Raw genomic sequence first — 22394 nt, 5'->3', positions numbered from 1 at the left:
ACTTAACCAATAGCTACTGTTTGCTCACAGAATAAATTGCAATTTGCAAACTACCATTGGCATTTCGCAATAAACCTGATCTTTAGCTCTTGCTTTTATTGCTTCCTAGCTAAGTCGCGTGCAAGGATTAACGCAAGTCCGAATACTTGCAAGAAGAGTCCGATATTCTTGTACCAAGCGATCTTTTCATCCTGCTTTGCCATTACCTCATTGAGCCCTACATTCTCAATGTAGTAATTATCGATGCGGTCTCTATACGAAGCTTGTGCCTGATTTATCTTTGACATTAGTTGAGGAAGTTGATCAATTTTTATTTCATCCGACTCGTTATGAACCCAAGAAGATAAATGCCCTGCTAATACCTCTTCTAGCTCTAAAGGTATCGCTACGCTCTGACTTATGTGCACATGCAGCAGTAAAGCTTCTCTTTTCCTTTCTAGGGTTTCCACACTGTTCCATGCGAGTTGGATGGAATACAAGTTTTCTGCTGTTTGCTCTGCGAGCTGCGAGTGCTGTTTACCCAACTTATCAAGGACTAAGCTAGTAACGATGATCGCGCCAATATTCAGTACTAATCCAATCAGAACGAGTACCCAAGGTGGTGGAATGTAACGTCGCAGACTTACCATAACTTATCGTATGGCAGGTAAATCATATTTAACACAACCAATGAAAGTATCACCAGAAATGTCACCTGCATCCCTCTAATGCGTTTTTTCAAGTCTTTTTTCAATATGCCTTTAGCATGAATAACTCGACCAATTACAAAAATAATACCGGTGAGATGTATCCATGTTGGGTAAGCACTGTTAAATTCTAAAAGTGCCATTAAAATCAGGGTAATGGGGATATATTCTGTCGCATTACTCTGGGCACTACGAGCAATTTGTAGAGCCTCTACCCCACCATCGGCATAAGCAATTTGATTTAAGCGACGTTGCTTAATTACTTGAACAGCCAACCAAATAATGAGTATTGCGAGAATGTTGGCATACAGAGCAGTGATCATATGTCGTCCTTCTTGATCTGGTTTTCACTTATATAAGCGTGTCACTTGGCTATAACTATAGCGGTATCATTATGATAATGCGTCAAATAATCTCAAGTTATGATTTCTATTCGGGCAAAAAACGAAAGCCAATGCTTCATGACATTAAAAATGCCCTCGAATGGAGGGCATAAGAATAAAGAAGCTAATATGTGAGAATATTGAAACCACTATAAGGGGTGTTTGACCAGCTTTTTGCGCCGATGCCCTTTGATAATACTTTCAAAAATTGTGAACAACAGCCCTACCCAAATAAATGCAAAGGTCACCGCTTTCACTTCGTCAAACAACTCGCCAAAAAACATAACTGCCAACACAAACTGCAAGCTTGGCTCGATGTATTGCATTAGACCGACGGTTGATAAATTAGTTATACGTATTGCGATAGAATAAAATACGAGTGGCAAAAGTGTGATAGGCGCACTGCCAAAATACAAAAACAATGTTGTGGTATCTGTGCCCGAAGCCAGTTCACCAGTTGCCCATTGTTTATAGAGCAAATATGCGAGTGCAACTGGAGTCAGTAACAACGCCTCAACAAACAAGGTTGTACTCCAGTCATAATTTATCTTCTTCTTGTACAGCCCATACAAAGCAAAGAACAACCCCATCGTTAGTGCGATAACGGGCAGCTGACCATAGTGAATCACTTGATACATAACACCAATTGTTGCCAGCACGATTGCAATAAGTTTGCCTTTTGAGAGCCTATCCCCAAGAATAAATACGCCCAGCGCAACAGATACTAATGGCCCAATAAAGAAGCCTAAGCTGGCATCGATGACCCGATGATGGGTCAAAGCCCAAGTGAACGCACTCCAAGAAATACACATCAAACTGCTCGCCACAAACGTGTACCACAAGGATTTTTTATCAAGCCAGATTTCTTTCCAATTCAGCCCTCGACGGGTTATCCCAAGTACAATTAGAAACCCGACAGGTACAGACCCAATGATTCGCCATGCTAGCAACTCATCCATAGAAGCATTTGGTAAATAACGATAATAAATTGGTAGCAATCCCCAGATCACAAAGGAGAATGCTGCCATAAAAGTGCCATAACGAGTGTTATTCATAAAACTATCGCCCATCTAAACGACCAATTTGGCGTAAGTAAACAAGTCCGCCATACATAAAAAGGAATGCAATCCCGCAGTGACTTTATGATGCAGATGGCATTATTGGCTCAACGCTTGTACGACGGCGGTAAAGCCACTCACAAAACACAACATAAGTGCCCCAAACCGAATCTTTTCTTTTGGTAACGACTGGGTAGTTTTCATTGCTAGCCAGTAACCAAGCGACGCAGCAGGTAATAGAGGAATAGTAATGACCAAATGATGCAATGTGAAGAAGCCCACTGGGATTTGTACTATTAGTGAAATAATCGAACTGAAAACAAAAAAAGCCGATAAGTTGCCGCGTAACTGATTTGCTTCTTGATGCTGCAACAATAACGCCATCGGAGGACCTCCAATCGCAGAACTGGTACCAAACAACCCAGAAAAGAAACCAGCACATGTCATACGCGAAGGCGTAGGCTCAACCCGAAACGGTAAAACACTCACCACGACTGCAAACAGCACCAACAAACCAATCCAAAGCGTGAGAGTTTGTGTAGATACAAAAAAGAGTAGCAAGCCACCAGCAATTGATCCCGGCACTCGCCCAATCAACGCCATCTTTAAGCCGCCGATTTCAACACTACTGCGGTGCTTCATCGCATTCATCAACGAAATAAATAACGCGACTAAACAGATTGGCGCAGGAACATATTCTGGCGCCCAAAGAATCAGTAAAGGTGCGGCAACAATAGCCAAGCCAAAACCGATTGCGGTCTGGACATAAGAGCCAAGAAATATCAAACCTATTGCAAGGAAGTTTATCGAATCGAATTCCATTTAGATTATTCTTATATTTGAAAAATAAACACAAAACCAAAGCACATTCGCATGATGAATACCTCAGGCATACTGCGATATGAATTCCGCGTAGCATTCATCAAAGTGAATAAAAAGACAATCCATTTGTGCGGTTCGCCCTCATTTGCATTTTGTATTTCATTCCGCTGATGTACATGTTTGCTTACATCGAAGAGGATTCATGCTCGCCTGTTCACGCAGCCTTTCTTCAGCGGAATTAATGACCTCTTAAAATCTAGCCGAATTAGACCCGTGAATTCTCCATTGCATTTAATGGATTCAGTCAATTAGTGCGGCGTCGGTATAGCACTTTACAACTCACCTCTTTATACTACTGATCGATTTATCATTACCGTACTTATTTACACAATAAACAAGTGTACGGTCAGTGTTTTTCTACCTTTAACTTGCTGTGAAAATAATATGAAAAAACAAACGGGATTTACTCTAATAGAGTTAGTCGTAGTTATTGTCGTGCTCGGTATTCTTGCTGTCACTGCCGCGCCACGCTTTTTAAACCTTCAAAGCGATGCACGTGAAGCACGTTTGGAAGGAATGAAAGGCGCTATTGCGTCAGCATTAGGCGTGGGTTATGGGAAAATGGCGATTGCGGGATTGGAAAGCAAGCCTTACGTTTCAAACTTCGTAGACAGTGCTTTAATGGCAGATTTACCATTTGACGGCTGTAATATTGGTGGTTCAAAGCGCTGTGTTTTTTTATATGGATATCCTGATTCTGATAGCGAATCGATGAAGTTACTCGTGCAAGGACTGAACGAAGAAGACTCGGATTGGAAAATATTTCATCACCCGGCTGGTTCAACAACTCGCGAAATGGTCATTGCTGCAGCCGACGAAAAAAGAGCTAGCCTTACACAATGCGGAATTTTATATGGGCCACCGCAGACTCCAAACGAGAGTTACACCTTAGATATTCTTCCCTGCCCTCAATAAAAATAAGGCTGCCAATCGGCAGCCTTATTTGTTTCATCTGATCGGTTTTTTACGCAAAGTTAAACACGTATTTATCCATCATATTCACCATGCGGCCAATCTCTGGCTTGGTAATCGTATCATTTGCGCCAAGAGATAGTGCTTTCGCTCGGTTATCCTCACTCATCAATGACGAGAACATAATGATCGGCATTTCATGAAACGCTTCGGTATCGCGTAGTCTCTTCACTAAGTGCATACCATCCATTCGAGGCATTTCTACGTCCGTAACCACCGCATCTAATAGCTCTTTAACTGGCAAGTTTTCTTCTTTCGCAACCTCGATCAAGCTCATCAACTTCTCATGCGCCTCACCACCGTCTTTACATGTGATCACATTGTAGCCTGAAGAAGCTAATGTATCTTGGATCAAAGAGCGAATAAATGCTGAGTCATCCACCACCATGATCGTTTTAGCATTACGCTTACCGACCATTCTCTGGTTGAGATCCACCGACTTGTCCCCTTTCACATCGTACTTTTCCATACTCAGTTCTGGGTTGATGTCTGCGATGATTTTTTCAAAGTCGAGAATCATGATCAGGTTGCCTTCTTTACGGACAACGGCCACTACACAGTCTTGTTCGCCCGCTTCCAAAAACTGACTTGGTGATTCCACATCATTCCAAGAGATACGATGAATACGCGAAATGCTGTCAATTAAGAAGCCATTGGTCATTTTGTTGAAATCCGTAACGATTACAAACTTGCGCTCCAGATCTTGTCGTGTTGGCACACCTAACCAACCAGCTAAATCCACTAAAGGCGTCAGTACATCTCTGGATGAGAACACACCAATCATATGAGGTTGTGCGTTTGGATAATCGGTTGTTTCTGGCACGCGAATCACTTCTCGTACTTTCGCAACGTTAATGCCGTAATAACAAGTTTTTGTGCTGCCATCTGGCAATGTTTTTTCTAAATGAAACTCGATGATTTCAAGCTCATTGGTACCACTTTCTGTCAAAATGGTGCTGGTTACGTTACTCATAAAGCCAATTATCCAACCAAAAATACGCATCAGAAAAAGTTTGATGCAAACGCCATGAGAAGCCATTCTCTGGCTAAAAATCCAAAAGTCCTTTTTAGTCGTTACAACAAAATTTGTAAACCATCAAAAGGACGGCTAACGCACATTTCCATACCAAACCATGTAAAATTGTCTCATTTTTGAACACGACATTATGAGTGGCCAAAGTGCGAATTAACACCTCCACTTTTAGCGGCCGAGTCAATGAAAAGTTTAGAAATAATTTGAAGTGATGTTCAGCGTCAATAGCCAAACCTATCCAACAGATATCAGTGCAAAGTTGGCTACCGTGCTCATGCCTGGTGTAGAACAAGCTCTCTTCAAGTGGCTTGGTATAAAACTGCGCTTGCTAACACACGGGTTTAAATCGAAGCGCTAGAAACATCACAAGAAAATCTGAAGGCATAGAACACTGAAAGAATACTTTCAGTTTGTTAGTTTTCTGTCAGCGTAAGTTTTAAGTAATCATCCTATCACTAGGTATTTCAATACCTGACATCGCTATTCCCATAATCAAGACACTGATTTTCACTTTTGGAAAGAGTCATTTTCCTTCCTCTTAGCAAGGTTTTTCCTACAATCCTATTCATCCAATTGCGCTGTCGCCTGACAGCACACTAGTTGATGTATTAGGTGAGGTTAACTTTGAATAATGTTCTTATTATCGACGCTCAACCATTGTATAGCGAAGCACTTGCTTCTCTAGTTGAATCCGTAATCAACGCAGCTGAAGTGATTCAAACCACTGACAGTGCGGAAGTGATGGATCTTGTTCGAGGCCAAAAGATTGATTTGATTATTCTAGACGTAGTGCTTGGCGACCGCGATGGTATGCGTTTAGCCAAAAACATTTTAGCGACGGGATATCGTGGCCGACTGTTATTTGTTTCTTCACGCGACTACTCGAGTCTTTCTAAAGCAGCGTACGAAATGGGCGCAAACGGCTTCTTAAGCAAACATGAAACAAGAGAGACCATTATCGACGCAATTGTGAGTGTTTCACGCGGTTACTCAATGTTTAAGTCGACTCACACACCATCGTCGGGTAACGTAACACTTTCAAATCGCGAAGCCATGGTGTTCCATTATCTTGTACAAGGCTACTCAAATAAGAAGATTTCTGAACAACTTTCACTCAGCGCTAAAACAATCAGCACCTACAAAACGCGTATTCTGAAAAAGTACCATGCGGACACGTTGATTGAACTTCTGCATACTATTCCTCAGTCAGAAAACATTGAGTTTTGCCGCTAAGCGCTCATGTATTTTGCAATAGCACCGATTAACAACTGGTGCATTGCATCATGTCTTAAGCTTTGCTTCACCTGTACAACCACTTTTGGCCAGCCATCTGGGTAAAAATGCTCTGGCACTCTTATAAATTTATATCCATCAATTGGCGCCTGATATTCAAGTAGCACGGTTGCGGCGCTTTTTTGCTTAATTAGCTTCAATACGCTGCTTACGTTGTCTAGAGCCGCAATACGGTTGATGACCATACCGTGGCTTTCCATTGCACGCTTAACGAGCTGCTCTTTCTCTTTCCAACCGATAATCTCTAACATGATAAAGGGAAGTTTGGCCGCTTCTTCCAGAGTGGTAATTCCCAGCTCTTCAGGGACAACTACCACAGCAGGCGCATAGCCGATGAACTTCTGATAAACAGATTTCGGAACATCCTCGTTGAAGTAATGTAATTGCGCATCCACTTTGCCTAGGATTATCTCTTCTATCGTATACTCTGTAATCGTTGCTATCGAAATGTGCGCCTTGGGAAACAGCGCCATTAAATCCATTGCAAGTAAATGCCCAAATGAGTATTGAGCGGTTTGCGGTAAACAAATGGTGATGTCTTTTTCGTAATTTTCCGGTTCAAACTCATCTCTAATTAGACAAGTTTCAAGCTTCTCGAGTGCATCGGAAATTTTAGGTAATTGACGTTTTAAATAGTCCGTCGGTTCCATGTGGTGAGGATGCCGAATAAACAATTCATCGTTTAGCTGGAGTCGCAATCGGGCAAGGTATTTGCTAATTGACGCTTCGCTCTTCCCCATCGCTTTCGCAACGGGCTTGAGCTGACGGTGCTTATCCAGTAAGACAAGTATTTTAAGTAAGTTTAAGTCGAGATCTTTGTTCACGTGCGACACCAGATGTAAGGTCGAGAATAAATAGAGCAATCACTATTTGTTGACTGCTCTAATATAAAAGACCACTCATTCTGTTTGGTCAAATTAATCAAACAGTTATGTCATGGTTATGTTCCGTAACTTAACATTGAGTCAATACCAGACCTGCTTAATGGGACTTTTGTCTGTGTTTTTTCATCTCATAGAGATCTTCATCTGCACGTACAATAACGTCCTGAAGCGTTTCGTGTAATTCATTCGCCGCGATACCAGTACTCACACTAACCTCGATATCCAAGGTCTTTAGTCGGTTATCTTTAACGACACTACGAAGCTTCTTCGCCAATATTGAAGATTGACTGATACTGCAACCCGGCAGAATCGCAACAAACTCATCACCACCAGTTCGAACTAGATAATCACTATTTCGAAACACTTTAGACATAGCATCAGCAATAATTCCAATAACTTCGTCCCCTACATGGTGACCGTAATGGTCATTGATTCGCTTGATCCTATCGCCATCTATTGCAATGACGGAATATGGCGCGGTTTCCAAACGACGTTTGAACTCGCTATCTTGAAAAACTCTGCGGTTAAACAATCCCGTTAAATCATCTTTCGTCACGTTCGTCAGTGCTTTCGCGAGGCGAAGTTTGCTCTCTTTAGATTCATAAGCTTTGTTGTAATACGCTAAGGTTACGAAAAAGAAGATGATAAACAAGAACACGTAATCCAATACAATTTTACTGAATGGGTACATGTAAACGATAAGATTGTTGTTGTCTGCGACATATGATTGGGTGTACGCGAATGATGGAAAGGGGTAGCCAGCGAAATAAATCACCATTTGCTTGTTCCCATTCGCTATTTGAACATCTACCGCTTTCCCATCATTGTAAAGCGGCGAGAGGTACAATTGTTCCGAGAACTCCCCCACTAACTCACCTTGAAAGTAAACCGGACTCATGATGCTTATCGCCATGTCATCGGAGTATGTCGTTTTAAATGGTAGGGAAAACAATACCCGGTCCGTCAGTTGCTCTTTCCACGCAGCTAACACACAAGAATAATTACTTTTACACCAATCAACATCAAATGTGGCTTTCACTCCCTCTAACGCTTCAATCGGTCTCTCTAAGATGAGTTTGTTTCCAGTATAAGAACGAAAATACATAACGGCATTTTGTCGATTGAACGCATTTGATAAATACGCTTCAGCCTGATGAAGCGATTTCCGTGCAACAGCTTCAACGTAATTAAGTTTTTCATAACGTGACAGGGAGTAAATCGCATCTTGAAAGCTCAGCTCTGTTTGCGCTTCTACTTCACTCACGCTCATACCTTTGTATTGCTCGAGCTGCGCTTCCGTCAATAGCCCCATGAGAATTACTTTTTGTTTTATTTTGGCTAAATTATTCGCGTAAGTGTTGAACTGCTTTACTTCATAAGAAATTAACACCGCACCAATCATTGTGACAGAAGTGACGAATAGTAATGTTGCGATGAAAAGAGACAACGCGATACTTTTAAGTGTCATGATGCGGTCTTACGCCCCCGCCACTCTTGTTAGCTCAACAATGTTCTTTACGTTAAATTTATCCAATAGACGACGTTTATATGTGCTGACTGTTTTGTCACTTATTGATAGCACTGAAGCGATTTCTCGATTGGACTTTCCTTGTAATAAATACTTCATTACTGCGCTTTCTCTGCTTGAAAGTTGTGGCATTTCTCGAACGCTGTTAACAACTTGCTTAAATTTGAAGAAGGTATACCCCTTCTCTACCGCTTCTATCGCGTCTTTAAGAATGTCGTGATTTTCCGATTTACACACATAGCCATCAGCGCCAGAACGAAAAGCCATTTGGCTGTACATTTGGCTAGTTTCAGCGGAGAAGAAAATGACTTTGCCTTCATAACCATGGGATTTGATACGTTTGTAGAAATCAAACCCATCGCAATCTGCCAAGTTCACATCTAAGATCAACAGTTGAATTTCTTCCTTTTTCAATATTTGTAATGCCATCTTCGCTGATGTTGCAGTAAATGCCCCATTTGTTTTACCTAACTCTTCCAACAACGACTTGATTGCAACACAAACGAGAGGATGATCGTCAAAGATCAAGTAATTCAATTTATTCATATCTTTCATTTAGTATGGTTATGGCTTCTAGTGGCATGGGTTTATCAATGTAGAAGCCTTGGCAAAGATCAATGCCATACTCACGTATCGCTTGCAATGTGACTTCGTCTTCAATACCTTCCGCGACCAGTCGTATATTCAAACTTTTCGCTAACGCGCAAATAGCAACAACGATGTTGCGTTTTTTGATGTCGCATTCGACACCTTGTACAAACGAACGATCGATTTTTAACTCGTTGAATGGCAGTTGAGCCAGTTTTTCAAACGTCGATGACCCCGTGCCAAAATCATCTATTGAGACAGTGACACCGTTCATCCTCAACTTGAGTAAATTCTTGTACAGGGACGCGCTAGTCTGAAATGTATCTCGCTCTGTAATTTCAATGGTGATTTGTGATGGGTCAATCTCGCTCTCTAAACATTGCTGTAAAAAGTAATGAGAGAACGCCGTATCTTCTAAATTTTCATGGTCTACATTGATGGATACGTTTTGCGTCAATCCGCGGTGTTTCATGTCATAGATAACATTACTCAATACAGCTTGAAACAACTCTCCAGAAAGGCGGCAACGCTCTACAATTGGCAAAAAATAATGAGGGGGTAACACACCATAAATAGGATGATTCCAACGCGCGAGCGCTTCATACCCAAGCACTTCCCCACTTTGCACATCGACTAAAGGCTGGTAATAATTTTTCACTCGCCCTTCAGCCAGAGCAAACAGGAATTCTTGATCTTCCACTTCAATAGGTTGAGCAAAGCTGACTTGTTTCGCTTTTTCATCTTTTATTTTACCCAACAAATCAACGACTTCATTTTCATCGTATGGCTTAGGCAGCTTCCCTAATACTTCAAAGCTAAATCCCTCGCACATGGCTCTTACCGCAGAAATAATGGTCAACTCCATTGCACTGACCAGTACAACTTGCCCCTGGTACTGGACTTTATCGAGCATTTCCATCATATCGATGCCGTCTTTTCCGGGCATTTGGATATCACAAAAAATTACGTCAAAATGTTGTTCCTGCACACTCTGAATAGCGGCATCCACACAGTTAAAAGGGATGACTTGCGCGCAATAGCGATCCAATATTTGCGTAAGTATTGTGGTTTGTAGCGGATGGTCATCAATCACCATCACATTAAATTGTGTATTCATTTGTCTCTACCCAATAGTTTATGTTTTCGATCTCCTGCTCGATTCGTAAAATTAGCTCCGCTGTTCGCCTGTCAAACTCCGCAGCAGTAACTCGTTCTGCCTCAATGCAAAGCTCAGTCAGCATGCTTACCCCTATCGCCCCAACCGCTCCTTTGATGCCATGAATGACCCGTTTTTTGTCTCGCTCAGTCGATGCGGCGTTTAAGTTTTTTATATCTGTAGACATTGATTGACTAAACACGCGCGCAATCTCTTTTGCGTCCTGTGCTTTGAACCGTTTAATCCAGCCGGGCAGCCTACCCCTCTCTTTTTCGCCAATAAATGGAATCAAAACGGTTTTTAATTGATTAAGGTCATAGGGCTTGTAGAGCACATCATCAATGCCGATATCCTGTGTGCGCTCAATGGCAAGACGAGCATCTTCTGCTGTCACACCGATGATTGGAATTGCTTTAAATTCGGAGTTTTTCACGTGCCTAACAAGCTCATAGCCATCCATTTCTGGCATATGAAAATCGGTCAGCAGCAACACAACGTTTTCATCTTGGCTGATGTATTCCCATGCTTCGCGGCCGTTATTCACAATGACAGGTTCGATTCCAAGTTCATGAAGCTGCATTGCTATCACACTTTGGTTAATGGGATTATCTTCTGCGACCAGTACCGTGCCGAGAACCCAAGAAACCACTTCTTGATTTGCGTCACTAAGCTTGGTTTCTTGCTGCGTTTGGCTGAGCAAATTGAACAATGTATCTGGATATTGAATCTCTCTTAGCGTAAGACTGCCAAGTACCCTTTGTTCGTCACGCAGCATTAGGCCATTAAAACTGGCATCGCTGTCGTGTATAGGGTGAAGGTTCGCCACCATTGTTTTTAACGTCGCTGGACGCATTTTCCACGCGTCACACCACTGGCGAATATTAAGTGGTAAGCTCTCGCTATACGTCCAGTTCAAACAAACGTCTGGCTCAGAGTCGCAATGCTCAATTGGCAGTTTGACGGTAATCGTCGTGCCTAAGCCAAATTGTGAATCGATGCAGAGCACGCCGCCCATGCAGTCGATCAATCGGTCAACAATGCTCAGCCCCAATCCAGTGCCGCCATATTTACGCGTAATAGTGTCATCCGCTTGAACAAAAGGATTGAGAATACCTTCGAGTTGGTCATCCGTCATGCCGATACCTGAATCCGCCACTTTCAAAATAAGCTGCTTTTCATGAAGAATGACACTGATTCCAACCTCGCCTTCCGCAGTGAATTTCACCGCATTGGAGAGTAGATTGGTGGTAATTTGCACCAATCGCAGCGCGTCGATTTCAATGAAAGCATTCGAAAATGGTTTGATTGTCACTTTGTAATCCAAACCTTTCGCGAGCGCTCGTGGTTCAAAGCTTCGAAACACATCGCACAAGGTTTTAAGCAAGTCGGTCTTAACTGGGGCGACGGTTAAGTGCCCTGCCTCTAACTTTGAATAATCCAGTACTTCGTCTACTAGCGTATTCAAATGATTGAGCGAGCGTATGGCTTGGGCAATTAACTCGCGATTTGAATCTGCCGTCACTTGGCGATTTAGCAAATCGAGGATGCCGTGTGCTGCCGACAATGGCGTTCTTAATTCGTGACTCATGGTTGCCAAAAAGTTTTCGCGCGCACGTACCGCGGTTTGCGCTTCTTTTTGCGCATCGATTAACGCCTGTTCACGTTCTTTTTGCTGGGTAATATCTTGAATCACAGTCAGTACAAACTTGTTCTTACCGCTAGGAGAAGCGATGACTTTGCGTTCTCGATATACATGTTTAATATCAAGTTCACAGCCCGACGAGGCAACCTCTTCTGAAATACGCTTTCCAGCAATAACAGTGGTCAGTTCATCAAAATTATTCACCAGAGGAACGTGCGCAGAATCACTTTTCAAACTACATTGTTGGCACTGTTTACTGTTGTAGTTCGCACAATTGCTCATCTCCATATGGTTATTTTCACTATGGATAAAAACCAAGCTATTGATCTCTTTGATGATGTCCATCAGCCATTGCTTTTCCGCTTCCTCATTGTCAGCATTAAATTCGGCTAACCTCACTTTAAGTCGCATGTGAGATAAGATGAAATACGCCGCAATCAACATGAGACAGAATATGAATGAACCAGCAACAACAAATGTAGCGATCTGCTCCGCGTCATAGCCATAAGTCAGTTTGAAGCTTCGGTGAGAACGCAGCAGTTTTTCGATCTCGTTAGAATCAATGGTTTCGATGATGCTGTTCAACATGTGTTGCAGTTGTGTATTGTGGTTTGCAACCGCAAATGCATTAGAGAACGTCAAAACGTCCTCCGCATTGATCACCAAGCCATCGACTTGATCTTGTGCAATCATGTTGTGAACGATGTCGTCAGGAATATAAGCCACATCCAAAACGCCCGATTTCAAATCGGTAAGCAGCTTCTTCAAATCATTATAATGATCAACTTGGCCTTGCTGCAAAGTGCCCAAATGAACTAACCCTTGCTTTTTCAAAGTGAGCAGAATACCCGCTTCTTTCAGTGCAGATTTATCGCGCTTGCTCTGCTCCGCTTGGATAGCCACGTAATTACTGTGCATGAATGGTTTAGTGAACAACCAATCTGACTTAGGTAGCTCACCCACATAAGAAACGGGGACTATATCGGCATCAAATGCCGTTAATCCATTAGAAAGGCTCGACGTCGGCTTCACATACTTAAAGCTCAAGCCAGTACGAGACTGCAATAAGTCGACAAAATCTGGAAAGAAACCGTCTAACTCGCCCGTTTGCGAATCTCGGTAGAGAAACGGATAAGCTTCGTCACTGCTGCTGTAAGTTATCACTAGTTTGTTTTGATGATTACGTCGGTAATCTACCAATAACTTATCACTGATATGGTAAGGATTTTTCGAGGCGACGGAGCGAATGTTTTTTCCATTTTGCTCCCAGTGAAGGATTTTGTTGATGTCATCGATCAGACTCTGTTTGTCCAACGAAGCGATAAAACTCACCTCTTCGTCTTTCAACCAACTGGGAATATCGACAACCCCTTTTACAATGTCATTTAAATCCAAATATTGGGTAATACCAACATAAGTGTAAATCAGCGCGTTCGCTTTACCTCGCTTAACTTCATTAAACGCCTCTAAACGTGTTTTAACATAATGTATCTTATCGATACCACGTTCAGTGAGGTTGTCACAATACACACTGCCCTCAACACACACCCATTTAAGATCACGCGCATCACTATCTCGGTAAGTGGCATTCCGATACCAAACAGCGATAGTGCTCGAAAAGAAAGGCATCGAAAACAAGAAACGCTTTTCTCTTGCTGCTGTTTTACTAAATCCAACCGCACCATCAATCTTCTTGCTTTCGACATCCGCAAGTAAAGACGGAATATGCTTGTAAGTCCGAAGTTCTAACTCATAATCCAAAGCTTTAGTAATGTTAGACAAATACTCAAGACTAATTCCGTACGAAGGACCAACGCTACCGTCAAACGAGTCTTTAGCTTCGTCTTGCGCAATAACACCAACGATGACCTTCGGTTTAGGACTCTGTTTGGCAGTTGAGCAAAAAGAACTCGCTAAAAAAATTAAGGCGACGGACGATACCGTAATACTTCTAAGAATACTGAGCATGACTGCTTCCTCTGAATGGAAGCTCAGACTAGTTTTTGTCAGATAAAAGTCAAACTTCGCTCAATAGCGAAATAAAAATAAAGCTTTGATATAAAATCAAAAAACCAAAATCCGTCAGAACAATCTGACAACACAATCCACCTTTGACTACACAGCGTTTGCGTTCGGTCTCTCACCCAGACGGATATTCACTGCGAGTCGGTATATATAAGAGATGTGTGCTTTTAGGTTTGCACGCCATAGCTTTTTACTTTCATCTTGAATGATTCATCATCATTCCATGATAAACTGACGTATTAACATGAAAGAAAGCTCAACTCCGCGGTTTCGAGCAGCTTGAAGTAAACACAGTTTTAGAAAATGCATTCTAGTATTGTATTACTCAAGACTCACATTGCTACTTTTACAACCGCTGGAGCATTAGAAAAATTAAGGTATTAAATTCAAATGGTTAATAACTCAATCCAGTGGTTTCCTGGCCACATGCACAAAGCACGTAAAGAGATCGAAGAAGCAATCCCTCAAGTGGATGTGATCATCGAAGTACTGGATGCTCGTATTCCTTTCAGTAGTGAAAACCCTTTGATTTCTCAAATCCGTGGTGACAAACCTGTCGTTAAAGTTTTGAACAAACGTGATTTGGCCGATCCAGAGTTAACTCAACTGTGGATTGAGCACTTGGAGCAAGAGCAACATGTAAAAGCAATGGCGATCACGACTTCTGAACCACAAGAAGTGCATCGAATCATGGAGCTTTGCCGCAAACTTGCCCCACACCGAGAAGAGATTGGTAAAAACATTCGCACCATGATCATGGGCATCCCAAACGTTGGAAAGTCGACGATCATTAACACCCTCGCAGGTCGAACAATCGCTGTAACAGGTAACCAACCCGCGGTTACACGTCGTCAACAACGTATCAACCTGCAAAATGGCATCGTATTATCTGATACTCCAGGGATTTTATGGCCAAAAGTGGAAAATCCACACAGTGGCTTCCGCCTTGCGGCTACTGGCGCGGTAAAAGATACAGCGATGGAATATGACGAAGTCGCATTCTATACCATTGAATACCTAGCAGCTCATTATGCAGACAAGCTTAAAGAGCGTTATCAAATTGAAGAGCTTCCAGAATCAGATATCGAGATCATGGAAGAAATTGGTCGTCGCCGCGGTGCACTACGTGCAGGTGGACGTGTTGACTTGCACAAAGTATCAGAGATCTTATTGCACGAACTTCGTCAAGGCACTTTGGGCCAAATTACATTAGAACGCCCAGAAATGATCACTCAAGAGCTGATTGAAGTCGAGATTGAGACCGCCCGTAAAGAAGAAGAAAAAGCGAAGCGTAAAGAAGAGCGTCGTAAGCGCTATTTACGTAATAAGCGATAAGCTTGTCTCTTATCTACTCATGTTTCAAGGCGCGATTTTCGCGCCTTTTTTGTTATCTAATGCGCCCATTTTTTTCACTTTTCAAACTTTATATTCCTCATCCAAAGCCCCAGATATGAAGCACGAAAAAACACCGCAAAATCGCCGTATAAACTTTAATCACAAACTAGTTTAGACCCCGGGCCCCTATAGAGTTACAGCCACCATCCAACCCTCAAATGTCGAGTTTGCAAGGGTCTGCAAACTTATGCAACCTGGTTAGTGACACTCTCCCCAAAATCCGCAATATGAATAAGTGTCAGCGCTGGCGTTTTTCCATATGAAGAAGAGATTTATTATGAGTGAAACTATACAAAGCAAACCACTTCCCTCCTTTATCGAGGAACGCCTAGATTTTTATATTCAAGATCTAATCGAACCGAATGAGAACAAAAAACACCTTGTTCTTGGTAAACGCCCACCGTGTAATGCCGTTGTCCTGCAAAGCAATGATTACCTTGCACTGTCTCATAACAAGGAGATTCAAAACGCGCATCGTGATGCGATTTCCCAGCACGATGACAACGTCGTGATGTCCGCGATTTTCTTACAAGATGATGAATCGAAACCTGCATTTGAAACGCAACTAGCCAGTTTCGTTGGTATGCCTAGTTGTCTACTTTCTCAATCTGGTTGGGCTGCGAATGTCGGTTTATTGCAGACTATTTGTGCACCGAACATACCTGTGTACATTGATTTCTTTGCACATATGTCTTTGTGGGAAGGCGCACGTATTGCCGGAGCACAAATTCATCCGTTCATGCATAACAACACCAGTCACCTAAGAAAACAAATTTCACGTCACGGTTCAGGGATCATTGTTGTGGATTCGGTTTACAGCACTATCGGGACCATCGCTCCTCTACGTGATATCTACGAAATAGCACAGGAGTTTGACTGCGGCCTGGTTGTAGATGAATCACACTCTTTAGGTACACACGGTCCACAAGGTGCGGGGATACTGCAGGGTCTTGGCTTAACTCATAATGTAGATTTTATTACCGTTAGTCTTGCCAAGACATTTGCTTATCGTGCTGGCGCGATTTTAGGCCCAGAAAAACTGGCGAAGACGCTTCCGTTTGTGGCGTACCCTGCAATATTTAGTTCTACCGTATTACCGCAAGAGATCATTCGGCTAGAGAAAACACTGGACGTCATAAGAAAATCAGATGATAAGCGAGATATTCTGTTTGAAAGAGCCAAGTCTTTAGCCGTTGGTTTAAAACGCATTGGATTTACTATTCGCAGTGAATCACAAATTATCGCATTAGAATGCGGCAACGAGAGAAACACTGAGCGAGTCCGCGATTTTCTCGAAGAGCGAAATGTTTACGGCGCAGTGTTTTGCCGCCCTGCAACTGGAAGGAACAAAAACATCATCCGTTTTTCAGTCAATGCCGACATGACAGCTGCTGAAGTTGATCATGTACTCACTGTCTGCCAACAAGCATTTGCACACCCTGACTTAGAGTTTGTGTAAGTTAGTGTGTAGATAAAACTAAAGAGCTCAACAGTTTTGCTGAGCTCTTTATTCGTGTTATTCGTTGTGAGCAACTCGCCTCAAGAAAACAAGCCGCGAATGATTAGATCCAGTTTGCGATTTTATCGAACAAGCGATTTTTATCCGCCGGTTTTACGATGAAGTCAGACATACCCGAAGACCCAATTTTGTCCAACGTGACAGGTGAACTATCCCCTGTATGTGCAATAATAGGTACCGACGCATAGTTTTTATCCGAGCTTCTAATTCGCCTAGACGCTTCTACACCATCCATAATTGGCATTTCGATATCCATCAGAATGAGATCAACATCTTCTTGCTCTAGTGTATCCAGAGCCTGCTGCCCGTCTTCTTTCTGAATCACTTCAAAGCCTTGCTTTTCAAGTAACATTGCCGTGAATTTACGCAAAGATTCATTATCATCCACGACCATAATTGTACGCTTATTTGAATTATCTAACGTCACCGAGGCCGTTGGTGTCGATACATAGCTTGAATCATATAAGAGACGCTCAATAGTTGGTTTAGTATTCAATAACCAGGCTTGCGTTTCGATCCAAATAGGTTCATATGCAGCCTTACGTGCTCTCTGAGTCGGATGATGCTCAAAAAGATAAACGATGCGTGCTTCAGTGAAAGACAAGAGAGATTCTAATCTATCCAATTGGTTTGCTCTTGGATCTAAGCTCTCAAGATCGATAAAAATCAGATCGAATTCGAACTCGTACTCTTTCTTTTTGAGTACTTGGTTGGCATCTAAAATCGTCGAGTCAAAGCCCATAAAACGGCTAATATCTGTTACTTTAGACACCAAGATATCTTGGCTAGTCACCGTTAGAATGGTTTTGAGTTTAGTCAGATCGTTTTTGATTTCATTAACGGTATCAGATGTCGTTAGTGGGAAAGTTAATGTAAATTGAGACCACTCCCCTAACTGAGATTGACACTCAATGTTCCCCCCAAATGAACGCATGACTTTTTTACAAAACGGTAGACCCAAACCATAACTTCCTGATTTGCCAGTGGTGTAAAAGTCTTGAAAGATATTGCGTAGAACATCAGGAGCAATGCCAGCACCATTATCGGTTACAACAATTTGATTAAAGCGTTCTGAACTTATCATGGATACATGTATGTGAAAATCTTCAGATTTACGGTGATGGAAGGCATTCTTGAAGAGGTTATACATAACGTATTTAAGTAACGTATCACTACCTAGAAACTCAAACTCACTTCTCGCATCCAGCGATATGGCAAATCGATCAGTGGCACGTTTATAACTGAAGCTTTCAATTGCCTGTTCAACGACCGAGTGAACTGAATATTTTTTGAAGCTAGAACGAGAAACTCGATTTTCATCAATCGAAGTTAGCAATAAATCGATGGTTTCATTACCCGATTGGATAATGTTCATTGCATCCTGACTCACTTCACGTAATAAGGTGACATCCTCTACACTCATGACGTACTGCTCTTTTCCTGCCTCTTTCATGTTGGGCAAGATCGACTGGATAACATCTATTGAAGTGCAAAGCCCACTCAACGGGTTACGCATTTCATGTGCAATCCCTGCCCCGAATGATTTTGCCAGCGAGACTTTCGCTTCATGTTCAACTTGGTTACGAAAATAGAACAAATTACCGAAGACATAAATAAACAGAAAGATTGGCACATGAGTCCAATCCATGGTCAAGTCAAGATGGAACCCTTTTGCAACCCAAGCGAAGAATGTTGCTAAACCTATCCCAGCAAAGGTTTGAGCAAACATGACCCTAGTAACATGAACCAGTAAAATGTGTAAGAAAATTGCAGACATAAACGACATAACCCATACATTGGACCAGTCATTCATCAGTAACATATAAAAAAAGAAAAACGGTAAGCACAGCGTTATCGTCACTTGGTAGTAAATAGGAACATAATCTCTCCAAGTCGATGATAAGCGGTTTCTAAAAATGATGCCGAAAAACAATAACGAGCAAAACAATCTAAGAGGTAAATTTTCATAAGCCTGTGGAAAGGCAAACTCCCAGACAAAGTAGTACAGCGGAAAGCCAAGAAACCCCATCCAGCCAACGAGAGTTAGGTTTGGTTCTGCATATTGATAAACCTTACGTATCGAGTCCATATAATCTGTTTTGCTTACTCCGCCTGACGCACAACAATGTGATTTTGATTCACTTTTATCATTTTATTATTAACTAATTATATATTAATCATCATTTATAAGCAGCGCGAAATGACGTAAATAGCTCGCAATACTTATCTTTAGTTTCAATCTTTTAAGACAGCTGCACTTGATTTACAACCAAATAAACAAAGTTGCATATAGTTTAGTGTAATTTTGCGATAATCGCTCTGTATCCAATTGGATGTTAATCTCATTTTGTTCTAGAAACTTAAGTCGCGCCTTTGGCACGGCTTTCCAACGATTTAAAAACAGCACTCACCGCATATACCGCGGTGACAAACAATTGGCTTGGGGTGTGTCATGAATTCTTTCCAGATAAAAAATGTCATTTTTGATGTAGGTAATGTATTGGTACGCTGGTCTCCAGTAGAAATCGTTCGCTTAACATTTGGTGGTTCCGTAGAGTCAGAGAAAATGGCTCAGATGCTATTTTCATCACAAATCTGGAAAGATTTAAATAAAGGGACGATCTCCGAAAGGGAAGCAAAACAGCGTTATCAACGTGAACACCAAGTAACGACGGAAGAAATGGACCGCTTCTTTTATTATGTAAAACACACTCAAATACTACTTTACGGCAGTATAGAGCTGTTAAAACGAGTAAAAAGTGCCGGATATGGCGTATATGCGCTCACAGACAACATCAACGAAATTGTGGAACATCTTCGTACTACCTATGAGTTTTGGCCACTGTTTGATGGAGCAATCATCTCTTCTGAAGTTCAATTACTAAAACCACAAGCGGAGATCTACCAAACTCTACTTTCAAAGTATCAGCTTAACCCCGAAGAGACAGTATTTATTGATGACATGCCTTACAATGTTGAAGGTGCCCGAGCAGTTGGCATGGCTGCTATTCAGTTTGAAAATGCTCAGCAATGTGAGCTCGAACTAAAAGCCATGGGGGTTAACTTCTAGAAAGCTTGTAATAAAACATAACGTTAGGGTGCATAAACAAAAAAGAGCAGTGTTGAGACTGCTCTTATCTAATGTTTTAGAACGCTAGGTTAGGAGTAAATCACGTTTTCCTCAATACCACTAACTAATGACTGGGCGTTCTTCCAACGGAATACTTTTTCTAACACCTCTTTGCCATCAGGTGCGCGCCAAGTTCGCTCTTGATCCTCTTGTCCACCAATGTGGCGATAGAATTCAATCGCAGAAATGTTTTGCGACACAACTTCTAAATAAAGACCTGTGTCTTTAAAGTACTGCTGTTGCCATTCTGCGACAGCAAGTAATAGCTGCTTACCAATCCCACGACCACGGTAACTGTCATCAACATGCAATGCGTCAATAAAGGTTCCACGCTCGAAATCATGGTTGCCGAACACACAAACAAAGCCAAGTAGCAAACCTCCCTCCTCCGCCAAGACAATGTGCTGATTGAATGGTGGGTTGGTCAAACGGGTTTGCCAAATCAGTAGTTTGTCGTCAATCGCTTCTTTCTCAAGATAGTTATCACTAAGAATGCCACGGTAATGACGCTTCCAGCTATCCGCATGAAGATGCGCAATGCGCTCGTAGTCCTTATATTCCGCTAATCGTAAATCCATTACGTATTCCTATTTTCTTACATTTTTGCTTCTTTATAGAGTCTCGGTATATTCCACCTTTATAACACTTGTTTCTTGGCAGATTTTATACACCTTAAGCCAGAGCTCATTTTTTAATACTACTCATTATTCAATTAAAAGCAAAATATCCCATCAAGTTCCTTAATCTACACCCAAAGGAATCATCACATTTGTCTAACTTTAATTTGACTTACATGTGTACGCTGATATTCTGGCGAACACTTGTTAGCTCAAAGTTAGGGATACACCTGTGACTCAAAACAAACCACCTGTTATCTGGTTGAATACATTAATATTTTCTGCCAGTTTTGTTCTAACTTTTATTGTAATGCCTTGGTATGCATATCATTTTGGACTGGGTTGGGAACATCTAATTTGGGGAGTGATTGCATTTAGTTTTACTAACCTTTCTATTACAGCAGGCTATCATCGTCTCTGGAGCCACAAAACATACGAAGCTCATCCTATTTTGCGCGCCATTTTTGCGATTGGAGGAGCATTTTCTTTGCAAAATAGTGCATTACATTGGTCTTCTGATCATCGTGTGCATCACAAACATGTCGACAATAACGATAAAGATCCGTACTCAGCCAAGCGGGGTTTTTGGTATTCTCACATTGGGTGGATGTTACGTGATTACAATAAATCAAAGGAAAACGAATATACAAACTGCCGTGACCTAAAGCGCGACAAAATCGTCATGTGGCAGCATAAGTATTATGTTCCACTTGCCCTACTGACTAATATTGGTTTCCCAGTCATGCTCGGACTGATCTACGGTGATATCTGGGGGATGTTATTGGTCGTTGGTGCGGCTCGACTCTTTATGAGTCACCATACGACTTTTTTCATTAACTCCCTCGCACATATTTGGGGTAAGCAAACTTTCACAGACAAAAACACTGCTCGCGATAATGGTGTACTCGCCTTTTTCACATTTGGAGAGGGTTACCATAATTTCCATCATATTTTCGAGAATGACTATCGCAATGGCGTGTATTGGTGGCATTACGACCCAACGAAGTGGTTGATAAAGTCATGTTCTTGGCTAGGACTCACATCTAAGTTGCGCACAACGCCTACATTTAGAATTGAAAAGGCCCGTGCGAGTCAACTTTTGAAGAAAGCAAGAGAAAAGCTAGAATCGAAACCGAACACGCAAACGATCCTCGATCAGCTACAGCACGAGTTTGATACTCTAGTTCATCACATGCAGGAATACTACGAGATGCGCAAAGAAGTACTCGGTGCCAAAACTGCCAGTGTGGTAAAGAAATACGAATGTTCTGTAACGAAAATGAAGTACCAGCAAATTAAAGCAGAGTTCGAACGGCAGCAACGTAGTTGGAACCTTATGGTTCGTCGATACGCATAGTTTATCCTCATTCTTACGATTACTTAGCTTCGCTTCGGCGAAGCTTTTTTGTTGTGAAGAGTGTTTTCCAATAATTGCTTATTGAGTAAAGTCTTTTTCCTATTGTGAATCAATTCACTCATTATTCATTCACTTTCCTAGTCATATTTTCCTTCCTATAAATAGCTTCAAACCAGCACATAACACTTAGAAAACCAAATTCCAACAATACAATCTAACGAAATTATTTATTAAATTATTATTTGT

Annotated in this window: 18 protein-coding genes; 6 read left to right on the top strand and 12 right to left on the bottom strand. The window is 41.8% G+C overall.

Features of this window, described 5'->3' with window-relative positions; genetic code table 11:
• Positions 1 to 95: 95 nt before the first annotated feature.
• The 4 genes from R7Q38_RS11385 to R7Q38_RS11370 form a co-directional block, all read right to left on the bottom strand.
• Positions 96 to 629, bottom strand: coding sequence for a hypothetical protein (locus R7Q38_RS11385; RefSeq protein WP_064354731.1), 534 nt, complete (start codon positions 627 to 629; stop codon positions 96 to 98).
• Entirely contained in the window at positions 623 to 1009 is a 387-nt protein-coding gene (locus R7Q38_RS11380; protein WP_005376510.1) for an MAPEG family protein, read from the bottom strand. The genes R7Q38_RS11385 and R7Q38_RS11380 overlap by 7 nt, the downstream gene beginning before the upstream one ends.
• A 209-nt stretch (positions 1010 to 1218) precedes the next feature.
• Positions 1219 to 2124: an EamA family transporter RarD gene (gene rarD / locus R7Q38_RS11375; protein ID WP_239938393.1), complete on the bottom strand. Its 906-nt coding sequence runs from the start codon at positions 2122 to 2124 to the stop codon at positions 1219 to 1221.
• Positions 2125 to 2226: 102 nt separating this feature from the next.
• Positions 2227 to 2949: a sulfite exporter TauE/SafE family protein gene (locus R7Q38_RS11370; RefSeq protein ID WP_206957724.1), complete on the bottom strand. Its 723-nt coding sequence runs from the start codon at positions 2947 to 2949 to the stop codon at positions 2227 to 2229.
• Between the two features lie 444 nt (positions 2950 to 3393).
• Between R7Q38_RS11370 and R7Q38_RS11365 the strand changes: the two genes are divergently transcribed.
• The gene (locus R7Q38_RS11365; protein WP_213866378.1) at positions 3394 to 3924 is read left to right on the top strand and encodes a prepilin-type N-terminal cleavage/methylation domain-containing protein; all 531 of its coding nucleotides are present in this window, start codon (positions 3394 to 3396) and stop codon (positions 3922 to 3924) included.
• A gap of 49 nt (positions 3925 to 3973) precedes the next feature.
• Here R7Q38_RS11365 and R7Q38_RS11360 read toward each other — a convergent pair whose 3' ends face one another.
• Positions 3974 to 4954: a chemotaxis protein gene (locus tag R7Q38_RS11360; RefSeq protein WP_025998672.1), complete on the bottom strand. Its 981-nt coding sequence runs from the start codon at positions 4952 to 4954 to the stop codon at positions 3974 to 3976.
• Between the two features lie 684 nt (positions 4955 to 5638).
• On the opposite strand from R7Q38_RS11360, the gene R7Q38_RS11355 reads away from it, so the two are divergent.
• Complete coding sequence (locus R7Q38_RS11355) at positions 5639 to 6247, top strand: response regulator transcription factor (protein WP_017821556.1); 609 nt, start codon at positions 5639 to 5641, stop codon at positions 6245 to 6247.
• On the opposite strand, the gene R7Q38_RS11350 is transcribed toward R7Q38_RS11355, so the two are convergent.
• The 5 genes from R7Q38_RS11350 to R7Q38_RS11330 form a co-directional block, all read right to left on the bottom strand.
• On the bottom strand, positions 6244 to 7131 hold the full coding sequence (locus R7Q38_RS11350) for a LysR family transcriptional regulator (RefSeq protein WP_017635345.1): 888 nt from the start codon (positions 7129 to 7131) through the stop codon (positions 6244 to 6246). The two genes, R7Q38_RS11355 and R7Q38_RS11350, sit on opposite strands and share 4 nt — an antisense overlap.
• Before the next feature lie 157 nt (positions 7132 to 7288).
• A complete protein-coding gene (locus R7Q38_RS11345) occupies positions 7289 to 8659 on the bottom strand; it encodes a GGDEF domain-containing protein (RefSeq protein WP_017635346.1) in 1371 nt (456 codons plus the stop codon).
• A gap of 9 nt (positions 8660 to 8668) precedes the next feature.
• Positions 8669 to 9265, bottom strand: coding sequence for a response regulator (locus tag R7Q38_RS11340; protein ID WP_239938394.1), 597 nt, complete (start codon positions 9263 to 9265; stop codon positions 8669 to 8671).
• Positions 9258 to 10424 carry an EAL domain-containing protein gene (locus R7Q38_RS11335; protein ID WP_017821555.1) on the bottom strand — a complete coding sequence of 389 codons (1167 nt, stop codon included), beginning with the start codon at positions 10422 to 10424 and terminating at the stop codon, positions 9258 to 9260. The genes R7Q38_RS11340 and R7Q38_RS11335 overlap by 8 nt, the downstream gene beginning before the upstream one ends.
• Positions 10408 to 14073 (bottom strand): ATP-binding protein, encoded by a 3666-nt coding sequence (locus R7Q38_RS11330; RefSeq protein WP_318114225.1) that lies wholly within the window; start codon positions 14071 to 14073, stop codon positions 10408 to 10410. Before R7Q38_RS11330 ends, R7Q38_RS11335 begins: the two co-directional genes overlap by 17 nt.
• 447 nt (positions 14074 to 14520) lie before the next feature.
• On the opposite strand from R7Q38_RS11330, the gene ylqF reads away from it, so the two are divergent.
• Together ylqF and cqsA are read left to right on the top strand one after the other, a co-directional pair.
• Positions 14521 to 15465, top strand: a complete 945-nt coding sequence (ylqF, locus tag R7Q38_RS11325; RefSeq protein WP_005376521.1) for a ribosome biogenesis GTPase YlqF — start codon at positions 14521 to 14523, stop codon at positions 15463 to 15465.
• Positions 15466 to 15802: 337 nt separating this feature from the next.
• Positions 15803 to 16984, top strand: coding sequence for an alpha-hydroxyketone-type quorum-sensing autoinducer synthase (gene cqsA / locus R7Q38_RS11320; RefSeq protein ID WP_213866383.1), 1182 nt, complete (start codon positions 15803 to 15805; stop codon positions 16982 to 16984).
• Between the two features lie 103 nt (positions 16985 to 17087).
• On the opposite strand, the gene R7Q38_RS11315 is transcribed toward cqsA, so the two are convergent.
• Positions 17088 to 19133, bottom strand: a complete 2046-nt coding sequence (locus R7Q38_RS11315) for a response regulator (RefSeq protein WP_064369289.1) — start codon at positions 19131 to 19133, stop codon at positions 17088 to 17090.
• A gap of 363 nt (positions 19134 to 19496) precedes the next feature.
• Between R7Q38_RS11315 and R7Q38_RS11310 the strand changes: the two genes are divergently transcribed.
• Entirely contained in the window at positions 19497 to 20114 is a 618-nt protein-coding gene (locus R7Q38_RS11310; RefSeq protein ID WP_104976141.1) for an HAD family hydrolase, read from the top strand.
• An 89-nt stretch (positions 20115 to 20203) separates the two neighbouring features.
• Here the strand turns inward: R7Q38_RS11310 and R7Q38_RS11305 are convergent, their stop codons facing one another.
• Positions 20204 to 20752: a GNAT family N-acetyltransferase gene (locus R7Q38_RS11305; RefSeq protein ID WP_005376525.1), complete on the bottom strand. Its 549-nt coding sequence runs from the start codon at positions 20750 to 20752 to the stop codon at positions 20204 to 20206.
• A 271-nt stretch (positions 20753 to 21023) separates the two neighbouring features.
• On the opposite strand from R7Q38_RS11305, the gene R7Q38_RS11300 reads away from it, so the two are divergent.
• Positions 21024 to 22148 carry an acyl-CoA desaturase gene (locus tag R7Q38_RS11300; RefSeq protein ID WP_017821552.1) on the top strand — a complete coding sequence of 375 codons (1125 nt, stop codon included), beginning with the start codon at positions 21024 to 21026 and terminating at the stop codon, positions 22146 to 22148.
• The last annotated feature ends 246 nt before the right edge of the window (positions 22149 to 22394 follow it).

The sequence above is a fragment of the Vibrio sp. Vb0598 genome (genome assembly GCF_033338935.1).
In the GTDB taxonomy this organism is placed as follows: Bacteria; Pseudomonadota; Gammaproteobacteria; order Enterobacterales; family Vibrionaceae; genus Vibrio; species Vibrio alginolyticus.
This window is presented reverse-complemented; position numbering and strand designations above follow the sequence as displayed.